Genomic DNA, 13,165 nt, shown 5'->3' on the forward strand with positions numbered 1-13,165 from the left:
TCAGACCTGCAGGCCGAGGTTCACGATCGCGTCGGAGACGGCACGCACCGTCACGTGGTGGCTGCGCGCGTGGCGACGGATCAGCTCGAAGGCGTCGTCGACCGTGACGCTGTGGCGGGCGGCGATCATCCCCTTCGCCTGCTCGATCACGGTGCGGGACTCCAGGGCGCTCTGGAGCTGCTCGGTCAGCTGCTCCTGCTGGCGGATCTTGGAGACGTTGATCAGGTAGGCGGTGACCATGTCGGCCAGCACGACCGCGGCCTCGAGGTCCTCCGCCGGCCACTTGCGGGGCCCCGCGGCGTACAGCTCGACCGCCCCGACGGACTGGTCGCCGAGCCGCAGCGGGATGCCCACTGTCGCGCCCAGGCCGCGCTCCCGGGCCGCGGCGCAGTACGCCGGCCACCGGTCGGCGTACTCCTCGAGGTCGGGGATCGCGAGCACCTCGCCGAGCCGGAACGCCTCGACGCAGGGACCCTCCTGCTGCCCGCTCTCGATCTGCTCCAGCGCGTCGATCCCGGCGGGGAAGCCGACGGTCACCCTCAGCACCCCCTCCTCGGCCAGCGCCGTGCCGGCACCGGCCAGGTCGAAGATCTCGGCCAGCCGCGCCATCAGGTCCTTGAGCACCGTGTCCACGTCGTACGGCGTGAGCAGCCGACCGCTGAACTCCGAGACGGTTCGCAGGAAGAGCGAGTGGTCGTACATGAGGTCCCCTGTGTGGCTCCGAGGAGCCGATCCGCAGCAGCTCCCGAGATCGTCGCCCCGCCCCGATGCGTCGACGCGCTCGACGCTACCGCCACCGGAGCGTCTCGGCAGGTGAGAGCGATGATTTTGCCTACTCAGGGCGAGGCCGGCGGGCTAAAGTGGCGATACACCTCCCCGGACCCTGGAGGACCGCCCACCCCAGTCCCCGGTGCGGCCGTCACAGCACGCCGGGAGGGAGCTCGGGTGGTGGGCTTGCGCACGACACAAGGACGGGCGGCACGGTGTCCCCGTCGCCGACGAAGGTGCGGTCGATGGTGACCGGAAGCACCGAGGAACCGCTGGTGACAGCGCCGGAGCAGGACTCCGACAGCCTGAGCATCGCGGTGCTCGACCGCGCCGGCGTCATCGTCGGGGTGAACGAGCAGTGGCAACGGTTCTGCCTCGACAACGGCGGCGACCCGGACGCCTGCGGCATCGGCGCCTCCTACCTCGACGTGTGCGCGGCCGCCGGCGACGACCCCGTCGCCCGGTACGCCGTGTCCATGATCCGCAAGGCGCTGCTCGGCGAGCTGTCCACACCCGCCACCGTGCTCACGCCCTGCGCCGCCCCGGGCACCACCGGCTGGTTCGACATGCGGGTGGTCTCGCGGATCGACGACTCCGGGGCCTGCGAGGGCGCGCTGGTGTGCTTCAGCGAGCGCCTCGACCTCGGCCGGCTGCGGCCGCGCACGAACGGGTCCTCCCTGCCCTCCCCCACGCGGCCCGAGCCGATGAGCACCACCGTGGCCGACCCGCGGGAGCTGCTGACGTTCCCGGACGTGCCCCGCCTCGAGCTCGAGGAGACCCTGACCCAGCTGACCGAGCGTGCGGCCGACGTCCTCAAGGCGCAGGGCCGGCTGCGGGAGCTGTTGCGGGCCAACGCGCTGGTCACCGCGGACCTGAAGCTCGAGGTCGTGCTGCGCCGGGTCGTGCACGCGGCGCGGGACCTCGTGGGGGCCAAGTACGCCGCGCTCGGCGTCCTCGGTGAGGACGGCCTGCTCGACCAGTTCGTCCACGCGGGCATGCCGCCGGAGCAGATCGACCACCTCGGGCGGCCACCGGTCGGCGAGGGCATCCTCGGCCTGCTCGTCGACGAGCCCGGGCCGGTGCGGCTGCGCGACGTCAGCATCGACCCGCGCGCGATCGGGTTCCCCGGCGGCCACCCGGCGATGACCAGCTTCCTGGGCGTGCCGATCCGGGTCCGCGGCACCGTGTTCGGCAACCTCTACCTCACCGACAGCGAGCGCGGCGAGTTCAGCGACGAGGACGAGCAGCTGGTCACGAGCCTGGCCCGGACCGCGGCGGTCGCCATCGAGAACGCCCGGCTCTACGAGGACTCCGAGCGGCGGCGCCGGTGGCAGGGCGTCACCACCGACGCCACCCAGGCGCTGTTCGCGGGCGGCAACGACCGGCCGCTGCACGTCGTGCTCGAGGGGGCGCGGCAGGGCGCCGAGGCCGACGCGGCGATCTTCGCCGACCTCGACGACGAGGACGTGGTCACCGCCGAGATCGTGGTGGGCGAGCTCGCCGAGGAGCTCACCGGACGCAACGCGCACGCGAAGCTGAGCACGCTCGAGCCGGTGCTGCGCCACGGCACCCCGTTGCTGATCGAGAGCTACCGTCGCCGGGAGGTCGACCCGCCGCTGGAGATCCCGATCGCGTCGCTGATCGCCGTCCCCATGCTGCGTGGCCAGCGGGTCGTCGGCGCGGTCGTGGCGCTCCGGTTCCAGGGCCGGCGGCCGTTCGACCACACCGACGTCGAGCAGCTCGAGGCGTACGTCGGGCACGCCGCCGTGGCCCTGGAGCTGAACCAGTCGCGGGCCGACCAGGAGGCGCTGGCCGTGCTGCGCGAGCACCAGCGGATCGCCGCCGACCTGCACGACCACGTCATCCAGGAGCTGTTCGCGACCGGGATGGCGCTGCAGGGCATGGTCTACCGGACCGAGGACCCCCGGGACCAGGCGAACCTGGTGGAGTTCGTCGACGCGATCGACGCCACCATCCGCCGGATCCGGACCACGATCTTCCGGCTCAACCGCGCGCCGTACGGCGGGGGCAGCCTCAAGGAGCGGCTGCTGTCCGTCGTGGAGGACGCCCGCCCGGCGCTCGGCTTCACCGCCCACGCGGAGTTCTCCGGCCCGCTCGACCAGGCGGTGCCCGAGGAGCTGGCCGACCACGTGGTCGCGGTCGCCCGCGAGGCGCTCTCCAACGCCGCCCGGCACGCCGCGGCCCGGAGCGTCCGGCTCCGGGTCACCCTCGCCGAGGAGCTGCTCACCCTGGACGCGATCGACGACGGCCGCGGCATCGGCACCCCCACCCGGTCCAGCGGCCTGGCCAACCTCGAGCGGCGGGCCAAGGAGTGCGACGGCACCCTGGAGATCCTGGATCGCGACGGCGGGGGCACGCACCTGCGCTGGACGGCCGTGGTCCGCTACGACCGCTGAGGGCCGTCTCTCGGGCCGCCGGTGGCCGGGCGTGGGACGTCATACGCCCCGGTCGCCCCGGCGACCACTCCGGATGACGTCCCGCGCAAACGTCATACGCCCCGGTCGCCCCGGCGACGACTCCGGATGACGTCCCGGACAACGTCATACGCCCCGGTCGCCCCAGCGACCACTCCGGATGACGTCCCGGACAACGTCATACGCCCCGGTCCCCCCAGCGACCACTCCGGATGACGTCCCGGACCGGGACCGGGTCAGGCCGCCTGCTCGCAGGCCTCGGGCTCGGCCTCCGCGCGGCCACGCCGGCGCAGCTCGGGGACCAGCACCCCGAGGCCGAGCAGCGGGAGCACGGCGAGCAGGCCGAGGCTGACCGCGATCCCGAGCACGTCGCCGAGCCCGCCGACGACGGCGGAGCCGATGCTGCCGCCCACCAGGAACAGCAGGGTCGCGATCCCGAGCGCCACGCCGCGTACGTCGACGTGCACGGCGTCGCCGACCGACGCGCTCAGGGCGGGCTGGCCGAGGCCGAACGCCACCGTGACCAGCGCGACCGCGACGGCCAGCACCGGCGGCGAGACGACCGAGCTGCCGACCGCGGCCAGCCCGAGGGCGGCCGAGGCGATCAGCGCGGCGACCGCGAGCGAGGGCGCGGCACCGATCCGGTCCAGCAGCGGCCCGGCGACCCGCGGCACCAGGACCGCGACGAGCGCGCTCGGCACCAGCAGCAGACCGACCTGCCAGGCCTCCCAGCCGGCGTGCACCAGCACCGCCGGCACCGCGATCAGCAGCGCGAACCACGACGCGGGCACCGCGGCGGCCGCCACCGCCGACCGGACCACGGTGGCGTTGCGGATCACCGAGACCGGCAGGAAGCCGTGGGGTCGTCGCCGCACCCGCAGCGCCACGGCCGGGGTGCCGAGCACGAGCAGGCCCAGGCCGACGGCCGCGACGACGAGCCCGGTCGACGGCGACTGGACCAGGAGTACGGCGCCCGCGGCGGTCGCGGCGACCAGCACCGCACCGAGGATGTCGAGGCTCGCGCCGGACCCCTCGCCGGTCAGCGCGTGCCACAGCAGCGGCACGACCAGCACCCCGAGGATCGGCAGGGCCATCACCGCCCGCCAGCCGAAGGCGTGCTCGACCAGGCCTCCCGCGAGCGGGCCGAGGCAGCTGATCGCGGCCGCGACGCCGGCCAGGCGGCCGAGCGCCAGCCCGCGCACCGCCCCGGCGTACCTGCCGCTGAGCACGGCCACGCCCAGCGTCGGCACCGCCGCGGCCCCGGCGCCCTGGAAGAGGCGTGCGCCGAGCAGCACCCCGAACGACGGGGCCAGCGCGGCGACCAGCGCGCCCGAGGTCATCAGCCCGATGCCGACCAGTAGCGGGATCCGGATCCCGACCAGGTCGGAGACGCGGCCGTAGACCGCGGTCGCGACCGCCAGCATCAGGGCGTAGAGGCTGATCGTCCACGCGGCCACCCCGACCCCGACCCCGAGGTCCTGCCCCATCAGCGGCAGCGCGATCGCGGCCGAGGAGGAGCCCATGCCGGCCAGCCCGAACAGCACGCCGAGCAGGACGGACACGCGGCCGGAGTCGTCGTGGGTCATGGGTGCCCCAACCCCACCCGGCGCCGGACCATTCCGCGCCTCGGCGTGTCGGCACTTTCCCCGGTCAGCCGGGGAAAGTGCCACTTGTCAGGTGGCCTTTCCCCTGACCAGTGCCGGTTTCCCCGGGCAGCCGGGGAAAGTGCCCCACGCTCACTCCCAGCGCTGGGCCGCCGGGGTCAGCTCATCGGTAGTCGTAGAACCCGCGGCCGGCCTTGCGCCCGAGCAGGCCGGCGTCGACCATCCGGGCGAGCAGCGGCGGCGCGGCGTACAGCGGCTCCTTGAACTCCTCGTAGAGCGACTCCGCCACCGCCTTGGTGGTGTCCAGCCCGATCAGGTCGGCCAGCGCCAGCGGGCCCTGCGGGTGGGCGGCGCCGAGCACGAGGCCACGGTCGATGTCCTCGGCCGTCGCGAACCCGGACTCGAGCATCCGGATCGCCGAGAGCACGAACGGGATCAGCAGCGCGTTCACCACGAAGCCCGCGCGGTCCTGGCAGTTGATCGCCTGCTTGCCCAGCGCGCCCTCCACGAACTCGCGGGAGCGCTGCGCGGTCTCGTCGGCGGTGAGCAGGCTCGGCACCAGCTCCACCAGCTTCAGCACCGGGACCGGGTTGAAGAAGTGGATGCCGATCACCTGCTGCGGCCGCGAGGTCGCCACGCCGAGCTTCATGATCGGGATCGAGGAGGTGTTGGAGGCCAGGATCGCGTCCGGGTCGGTGACGATCTCGTCCAGCTGCCGGAAAAGCTCGATCTTGGCGCCCTCGTCCTCGACGATCGCCTCGACGACCAGCTCCCGGTCGGCGAGCTCCTTCAGCTCGGTGACCAGCCGGATCCGCTCCAGCACCGCCGCCGCCGACTCGATCTTGCCCTTGGCCTCGGCCCGGCCCAGCGACGCCTCGAGGCGCGCGCGGCCGGCCGCGGCCGCCTCGTCGCTCGACTCGGCGACCACGACGTCCAGCCCGGCCCGGGCGCACACCTCGGCGATGCCGGCACCCATCAGGCCGCACCCGACGACCCCTACGTTCTTCATTCTGTTCTCCCTCGTGTGGAACTCCCGCGGTCGAACCTACTGAGCCGGCCGGGCGCGATCGGCGGCGCCCCGGGTCACGGTTCCCGGGCTTCTGCTCCCGGGTCTCGTCCCCCGGGTCGCGCTCAGAGCAGCCAGCGGCCGAGCAGCGTGCCGTCCTCCTCGAGGAGGGTGTGCAGGGTGAGGGGTACGTCGAGCCCGGGCCCGTCGGTGATCCGCGGGTGGCTGCCGGCCACCAGCCGGGGGACGTACGTGCAGGTGAGCTCGTTGGCGACCTCCTGGGCGACCAGGTCGTGCAGCAGGTGCGGCCCGCCCTCGGACAGGATGCGCGTCCAGCCGCGGTCGACGAGCCGGGTCCGCAGCTCGGCGAGGTCGACGCGGTGCGACCCGAGCACGAGCACGTGCTCCTCGCCCAGCAGCTCGCGGGCCTCGTCGAGGTGCTCGGCGTGGGCGCAGGTCGCCATCAGCACCCGCCCCGGCTCGAGGCCGCGGAGCTTGTCGGGCACCTCCGCGCGGCGGCTCACCAGCACGATCGGGGCCCGGGCCGGGCCGTACCCCTCGGTCCGCGCGGTCCCCGCACCCACCACGATCACGTCGGCCCAGCGGCGCAGCGTGTCGAAGACCCGCTTGTCGGCCGCGTTGTTGATCGAGCCGCTGCGGCCGGAGTCGCCGGTGGCCGAGCCGTCCACGGTGCTCACCATGTTCACGCGCAGCCACGGGGTCGCGGGCGCGGCGTACAGCTCCGCGAGCTCCTCGTCGGTGACCTTGCCCGTCATCTCGCCGGCGTGCGCCGGGCCGATCAGGACTCGCATGTCCACCTCATCACCCAGTACTGCACCCCGAACGGGTCGTCCGCGTAGTCCACCACCGGCACCCCGGCCCCCGCCAGCAGCCCGCCGAGCCGCCGCAGGCCGGCCACGTTGCCGGCCCACAGCTCCGCGCCGAGCGCCTCGTCGACTCCGGCCAGCGCGGCACCGTCCGGCGTCCGCAGTGCCTTGTCGATCTCGGCGTCGAAGGCGAACGACCGCTCGTCGAGGTGCCCCGGCGCCTTCTCCCCGCGGCAGGCGCTGCCGTTGGCGACCACGAGGTACGACGCGTCGCCCTCGGCCCCGGCGCCCTCGGCAGTCGAGCCGGCCCCCTCGGCAGTCGAGCCGGCCCCCTCGGTGGTCGAGCCTGTCGAGACCAGCAGGTGCTCGGCGACCCGGCGCCCCTGCTCGTCCGCCACGATCTCCACCGGACCGGTCAGCCACGAGACCGCCGCCAGGCACGCGGCCCGCAGCTCGGCCACCGGGTCGCTGAGGCCGGCGTACTCCGGCAGCAGCGCCAGGACACCCGGGACCAGGACGACCCGACGGGGCGATAGTCCGTCACGTTCTGGTCGTCCCTGGGCGCTCTCGGCAGCCAGAACGTGCCGGACTATCGAGCTCACTGCAGCCCCCGGATCGCCCGCGCCGGCAGCCGCCGACCGGCGATGGTGTTCACCATGTCCACCACCTGGCGGGTCTCGACGACCTCGTGCACCCGGTAGATCCGGGCGCCGGCGAGGGCGCAGACGGCGGTGGCTGCCAGGGTGCCGGTGAGCCGCTCGCCGACCGGCAGGTCGAGGGTCTCGCCGACGAAGTCCTTGTTCGACAGGGACACCAGCACCGGCCAGCCGGTGGCGACCATCTCGCCGAGCCGGCGGGTCAGCTCGAGGGAGTGGAAGGTGTTCTTGCCGAAGTCGTGGGCCGGGTCGATGATCGCCGAGGCCGGCGAGACGCCCGCGGCGACCGCCCGCTCGGCGTACGCCACGGTGTCGGCGATCGCGGCGGCGACCACGTCGTCGTACTCGATCCGGTACGGCCGGGTCCGCGGGGCCACCCCGCCGGTGTGGGTGCACACGATCGCGGCGTCGTACGCCGCGGCGACGTCGGCGAGCTCGGGGTCGGCGCCGCCCCAGGCGTCGTTGAGCACGTCGGCGCCCGCCTCGCAGACCGCGGCCCCGACCGACGCCCGCCAGGTGTCGACCGAGATCACCAGCCCGGGGAAGGACTCCCGGACCCGGGCGACGAAGTCGACGACGCGGGCCTTCTCCTCCGCCGCGTCGATCTCCGCGCCGGGGGCGGCCTTGATGCCGCCGATGTCGACCATCTCGGCGCCCTGCCCGACCACGTGGGCGACCCGTTCGAAGGCCTTGTCCTCGGCCCAGGTCGCGCCCCTGTCGTAGAACGAGTCGGGGGTGCGGTTGACGATCGCCATCATCAGCGTGGCGTCGTCGGCGAACTCGTGCCGGCCCAGCTTGAGCGTCATGACGTGAACCCCGCCGCGGGCGGCCGCTCCCCCACCGGCACCACCCGGTCGACCGGGGCGATACCGCCGTCGACGGGGTGGTACTGCCGCAGCACGACGTCGTGGTGGTCCAGCGGGTCGCGGGACCCGCGCCGCAGCTCGGCGGCCGCCACGATCTGGGTGGCCATCGCCCCGAGGTCGCGCAGCGCCTGGTGCCGGTGCGCACGCCGCCCGAGGTCGACCTGGGCGATCGCGTCCACCCCCGTCAGCTCGGCGGTGTCGACCAGCGCGGCCAGCTCCACGGCGTACCCGGTCGGCACGTGCAGCCGCTCGAACAGCGACCGGCGCACCGCCCACTCCCCCGCCAGCGGCTGCACCAGCCCCGACAGCTCGGGGAAGTCGAGGGCGATCAGCGGGCGGGCCACCAGCTCGGTCACCCGGCCCCCTTCGTACGCCGCGACCTCGTCGCCGGTGACCAGCGGCCGCTCGTAGAACCCCTTCACCAGCGCCACGTCCGGCCGGGTCAGCAGCGGCCCGAGCAGCCCGGGCACGAAGTGGGTGTCCCAGTCGTGCAGGTCGGCGTCCATGAAGACGAGCACGTCGCCGCCGGTGACGAACAGCGACTTCCACATCGCCTCGCCCTTGCCCGGGACCGAGCCCAGGTCGGGGCGGATCTCCGCGGACCGGTGCACCACCGCGCCGGCGTCCGTGGCGACGGCGTACGTGTCGTCGGTGGAGTCGGAGTCGATCACCACGATCTCGTCGAGCAGCGAGACGGTGTCCACCAGCGCGGCGCGCACCCGGGTCACCACGTCCCCGACGGTGGCGGCCTCGTTGCGAGCGGGTACGACGAGGCTCACCCGCGTGGACGCCTTCGCCGCGACCAGGTCGGCCAGCGGCCAGTCGTCCCAGTGGTGGGTGTTGCGCTCGAACCAGCTCATCCGAGCCCGCCCAGGTCCATGACCGTGAGACTAACCGGACCCCGGGTGGTGTCCGGCTGCTCCCCCCGGCCCAGCAGTTACCTCATGGTGGGCATGCACCGGCCGGGTCGATGCGCGAGCCTCGCTTCACGCCGGCGCTCGCCGGCCCGCGACCGGGGAGGCTCAGATGGGCGTGAGGCTCAACCGCTGGGTCAAGACCCGACCGGGCCGGGTCGCCTGGTTCGTCGCGACGGTCGCCGTCTCGGTGTGGTGGGTGCGGACCGGGCTGGCCGTGCTCGGCTGACCCTCGACGAGCTCGTCGACGAGCTCGTCGACGGCCGAGAAGCACCGCCCCACCTCTCGCAGGGACCACTTGCTGCACAGATACCCCATCGAGGGCATGCACCCGGAGTGTCCAGCGACCAGCCTTGCTGCGACGCCGGCGCTCGCCGGCTCAGGACGAGGGGGACTCACATGCGTCGCAGCATTCTCGTGGCAATCGGTTTCGTGTTCGCGCTGGTCGGGCTGGCGCTGCCGGCGTCCGCGGTGACCAACGGAACCTACGACGGCAACAACCACCCGTACGTCGGCTACGCGGACAACGGGGTCTACGCCTGCACCGGGACCCTGCTGTCCCCGACGGTGATGCTGACCGCGGCGCACTGCTTCAGCGACAGCACCTCGGCCCTGGGCACCAACACGGTGACCGGTGCCCCGCTGGTGCGGGTCACCTTCGAGCCGAACCTGGCGAACACGCCGTCCGCGCAGCTGCGGTGGAACGTCGGCAGCTACTACTACGACCCCGAGTTCGCGATCGGGGGCGGCGGCATCCCCGGCTTCGACACCCACGACGTGGCGGTGATCATCTTCGGCGAGTCCGGGTGCCGGGCGCCGTCCGCGAGCAACTACTCGTGCGGACCGGTCCCCGCCTCGGCGACGTCCGGGAAGTACGGCGCCCTGCCCAGCGAGGGCCTGGTGGACACGTTGGCCATGAACAGCCGCGTCGACGTGGTCGGCTACGGCGTCCAGAACTTCCTCAAGGGTGGCGGCCCGTGCGACCCGGACTGCCGGCCGACGCCCGGCGACGCGTTCACCCGCTTCTACGCCCCGACCACGCTGGTGGCGAGCAAGGACACGATCAGCGACGAGTTCATCAAGCTCCACGCCAACAGGGGCGGCAGCTGCTTCGGCGACTCGGGCGGCCCGAACCTGGTCGGCGGCACCAACACCGTCATCGCGATCAACTCGTTCGTCACCAACGGGCTGTGCAGCGGCAACACCTACTCCTACCGGGTGGACACCGCCGAGGCCCTGGCCTGGATCAACGGCACCGTGACCGCCCATGGAGGCAGTGTCTAGGCCCGGTGGTCCAGGCCCCGGTGCGGTTGTCGAGCGGTCAGGCGACCGCGAGCAGGCTCTCCCGGCGCGCGACGTGGAAGGCGGCGCCGATCGTGACGGCCACGGCGGTGACGGTCAGCGAGATCATCGCGACGTTCTTGAGCAGCACGAAGCTCACCATCGACTGCGACGTCAGCAGCCACAGCGTCACCGCGCCCTTGAGCAGGATCACGACCGACCACATCAGGGTCAGGTGCCAGAAGAGCCGCCGGATCCGCGGCCGGGCCGCGACCTCGGGGTGCATCGGGTAGAAGTCCGGGGCCAGCCGGGCGACCACCGGCCGGGCGGTGGCCAGCGACGCGAGGAACAGCGCCCCGACCGCGGCGTCGGACACCACCGGCTGGAAGAAGTAGACGAAGGTGTTGCCGGTGGCGAGCGTGAAGATCGTCTTGGCCGTCATGATCGTCACGGTGAGGGCGAGCAGCCCCGACATCGGGCGCTTCGTGGCCCAGCGCCACACGATCGCGCCGTACGTCCAGGCGAGCGCGAGGAGCACGGCGGCGGTGATGCCCGAGGCCACCAGGGCCAGGTAGAACACCAGGCCCGGGATCACCACGGCGACGAGCAGGCTGGCCACCAGCCGCCCCAGGATCGATCCGAGTGACGGCGGCTCCGGCAGCGGGGACAGCGCCGCGGGCGTGACCGCTGTGGGCGTGACGGGACGGGGAAGGGTGCCGACAGTGGTCGTCATCTGGCCCTACGACCGCCGAGCCGGTCACCTCTCGGTGTGCACCGGAACCGGCGGGGGTGGATCCCCTCGTCGCTGGGAGTTCGCGGTCATACCAGAGTACGGGGGGTTCCTGAGAGGGGCTCTCAGACTCGGAACGTCGGCTCCGCGTCCAGCTCGGCGCGCGCCAGCGAGGCGAGGTGCACCTCGTCGGGGCCGTCGAAGATCCGCATCGCCCGGTGCCAGCCCCACATGTCCGCCAGCGGGGTGTCGTCGGTGACGCCCAGCCCGCCATGCACCTGGATGGCCCGGTCGATGACGCCCGTGACGATCCGCGGCACGGCCACCTTGGCCGCGGCGACGAGGTGGCGGGCCGCCTTGTTGCCCTCGCTGTCGATGACGTACGCCGCCTGGTGGCACAGGCCGCGGGCCTGCTGGAGCTCGACCCGCGACTCCGCGATCCGCTCCCGCAGCGCGCCCTGCTCGGCCAGCGGCTTGCCGAAGGCGACCCGCTCCTTGGCCCGCGCGACCATCATCGCCAGCGCCCGCTCGCCGGCACCGAGGGCCCGCATCACGTGGTGGATCCGGCCCGGGCCGAGCCGCGCCTGGGCGCAGGCGAACCCGCCGCCCTCCTCGCCGAGCAGGTTCGTCACCGGGACCCGGACGTCCTCGAAGACCGTCACCGCGTGGCCGGGCTGGTGCTGCTGGCCGAAGACCGTGACCGACCGCTCGACCCGGACGCCCGGGGTGTCGATCGGCACGATCACCATCGACTGCTGCCGGTGCCGGGCCGCCTCGGGGTCGGTCTTGCCCATGAGGATCAGCACCCGGCAGCGCGGGTCGGAGGCGCCGGAGGTGAACCACTTGCGGCCGTTGAGGACGTACTCGTCCCCGTCCCGCACGATCGAGCTCTCGATGTTGGTGGCGTCCGAGCTGGCCACCGCCGGCTCGGTCATCGCGAACCCGGAACGGATCTCGCCGTCCAGCAGCGGCCGCAGCCAGCGCTCCCGCTGCTCCTCGGTGCCGAACAGGTGCAGCAGCTCCATGTTGCCGGTGTCCGGCGCCTGGCAGTTCAGCGCCTCGGGGGCGAGGTTGTTGCTCCAGCCGGTGAGCTCGGCGAGCGTGGCGTACTCCAGCTGGGTCAGCCCGGACTCGCTGGGCAGGAAGAGGTTCCACAGCCCCTGCGCGCGGGCCTTCGCCTTCAGCTCCTCGACCACCGGCGGGACGGTGTGGTCGTCGTGGCCGCGCTCCGCGCGGAAGGAGTGGTACGCCGGCTCGCCCGGCAGCACCTGCGTCTGCACGAACTCGGTGAGCCGGGCGTGCAGCTCGACGGCCCGGTCGCTGGGCGCCGGGTAGGCGGGGTAGATGCTCATCAGACGTCCGTGATCCGCAGGCCGGAGTGGGCCTTGTAACGGCGGTTGACGCTGATCAGGTTCGCGGTGAACGCCTCGACCTGGTGGGTGTTGCGCAGCCGGCCGCCGTACACGCCGCGGACGCCGGGGATCGTCTCGGCCAGCGCCTGGACCAGGTCGGTGGCCTCGCGGACGTCGCCGAGCACGAGCACGTCGGTGTCGACGCTGTCGACCGCCGGGTCGTCGAGCAGGACCGCGCTGACGTTGTGGAAGGCACCGATGACGGTGCTGTCGGGTAGCAGCGCCTCGGCCTGCTGGGCGGCCGACCCCTCCTCGACCGGGAGCGCGTAGGCGCCCTGCTTGTCGAATCCGAGCGGGTTCACGCAGTCGACGACGACCTTGCCGGCCAGCTCGCCGCTCAGCGACTTCAGCAGCTCACCGTGCCCGTCCCACGGCACCGCGACCACCACCAGGTCGCCGGCCGCGGCGGCGGCGGCGTTGTCCGCGCCGGTCACCTCGCCCCCGGTGGCGGCCGCCAGCTCGTTGGCGGTGTCGGTCGCGCGCTCGGCGCTGCGGCTGCCGATCACGACCGGGATCCCGGCCGCGGCGAACCGGCGGGCCAGCCCGCGGCCCTGGGGTCCGGTGCCGCCGAGGACGGCCACCGTCCGGCCGGCGAGGGTGTCGGGCAGGGTCACGGGGTGCTCCTTGGGTCGGGTGCTGGCGGCCTGCTCAGGCTAGTGGGGGCCG

General features: G+C 73.4%; 12 protein-coding genes. 2 read left to right on the plus strand and 10 right to left on the minus strand.

All coding sequences use genetic code 11. From position 1 onward, the window contains the following. Positions 1-702 (minus strand): GAF and ANTAR domain-containing protein, encoded by a 702-nt coding sequence (locus tag ABD268_RS02425; RefSeq protein ID WP_344147018.1) that lies wholly within the window; start codon positions 700-702, stop codon positions 1-3. A 341-nt stretch (positions 703-1,043) separates the two neighbouring features. On the opposite strand from ABD268_RS02425, the gene ABD268_RS02430 reads away from it, so the two are divergent. Beyond that, the gene (locus ABD268_RS02430) at positions 1,044-3,185 is read left to right on the plus strand and encodes a sensor histidine kinase (protein ID WP_344147021.1); all 2,142 of its coding nucleotides are present in this window, start codon (positions 1,044-1,046) and stop codon (positions 3,183-3,185) included. Positions 3,186-3,439: 254 nt separating this feature from the next. Here ABD268_RS02430 and ABD268_RS02435 read toward each other — a convergent pair whose 3' ends face one another. From ABD268_RS02435 to ABD268_RS02460, 6 genes are all read right to left on the minus strand, one after another. Beyond that, positions 3,440-4,789 carry an MFS transporter gene (locus tag ABD268_RS02435; protein ID WP_344147024.1) on the minus strand — a complete coding sequence of 450 codons (1,350 nt, stop codon included), beginning with the start codon at positions 4,787-4,789 and terminating at the stop codon, positions 3,440-3,442. A 181-nt stretch (positions 4,790-4,970) separates the two neighbouring features. Further along, the gene (locus tag ABD268_RS02440) at positions 4,971-5,816 is read right to left on the minus strand and encodes a 3-hydroxybutyryl-CoA dehydrogenase (RefSeq protein WP_344147027.1); all 846 of its coding nucleotides are present in this window, start codon (positions 5,814-5,816) and stop codon (positions 4,971-4,973) included. A 122-nt stretch (positions 5,817-5,938) separates the two neighbouring features. After that, entirely contained in the window at positions 5,939-6,625 is a 687-nt protein-coding gene (locus ABD268_RS02445; RefSeq protein WP_344147030.1) for a dihydrofolate reductase family protein, read from the minus strand. Further along, complete coding sequence (locus tag ABD268_RS02450; RefSeq protein WP_344147033.1) at positions 6,613-7,242, minus strand: class III extradiol ring-cleavage dioxygenase family protein; 630 nt, start codon at positions 7,240-7,242, stop codon at positions 6,613-6,615. Before ABD268_RS02450 ends, ABD268_RS02445 begins: the two co-directional genes overlap by 13 nt. After that, positions 7,239-8,102: a dihydropteroate synthase gene (gene folP, locus ABD268_RS02455; RefSeq protein WP_344147036.1), complete on the minus strand. Its 864-nt coding sequence runs from the start codon at positions 8,100-8,102 to the stop codon at positions 7,239-7,241. Before folP ends, ABD268_RS02450 begins: the two co-directional genes overlap by 4 nt. Continuing rightward, the gene (locus tag ABD268_RS02460; RefSeq protein ID WP_344147039.1) at positions 8,099-9,022 is read right to left on the minus strand and encodes a glucosyl-3-phosphoglycerate synthase; all 924 of its coding nucleotides are present in this window, start codon (positions 9,020-9,022) and stop codon (positions 8,099-8,101) included. The genes folP and ABD268_RS02460 overlap by 4 nt, the downstream gene beginning before the upstream one ends. Positions 9,023-9,475: 453 nt before the next feature. Between ABD268_RS02460 and ABD268_RS02465 the strand changes: the two genes are divergently transcribed. Continuing rightward, complete coding sequence (locus tag ABD268_RS02465; protein ID WP_344147042.1) at positions 9,476-10,360, plus strand: trypsin-like serine protease; 885 nt, start codon at positions 9,476-9,478, stop codon at positions 10,358-10,360. A 37-nt stretch (positions 10,361-10,397) separates the two neighbouring features. Here ABD268_RS02465 and ABD268_RS02470 read toward each other — a convergent pair whose 3' ends face one another. The 3 genes from ABD268_RS02470 to npdG form a co-directional block, all read right to left on the minus strand. Then, the gene (locus tag ABD268_RS02470; RefSeq protein ID WP_344147045.1) at positions 10,398-11,090 is read right to left on the minus strand and encodes a VC0807 family protein; all 693 of its coding nucleotides are present in this window, start codon (positions 11,088-11,090) and stop codon (positions 10,398-10,400) included. A 122-nt stretch (positions 11,091-11,212) separates the two neighbouring features. Beyond that, positions 11,213-12,439 carry an acyl-CoA dehydrogenase family protein gene (locus ABD268_RS02475; protein ID WP_344147048.1) on the minus strand — a complete coding sequence of 409 codons (1,227 nt, stop codon included), beginning with the start codon at positions 12,437-12,439 and terminating at the stop codon, positions 11,213-11,215. After that, a complete protein-coding gene (npdG, locus tag ABD268_RS02480; protein ID WP_344147051.1) occupies positions 12,439-13,113 on the minus strand; it encodes an NADPH-dependent F420 reductase in 675 nt (224 codons plus the stop codon). The genes ABD268_RS02475 and npdG overlap by 1 nt, the downstream gene beginning before the upstream one ends. Positions 13,114-13,165 lie beyond the last annotated feature (52 nt).

Source organism: Nocardioides koreensis (assembly GCF_039531775.1).
Lineage (GTDB): Bacteria > Actinomycetota > Actinomycetes > Propionibacteriales > Nocardioidaceae > Nocardioides > Nocardioides koreensis.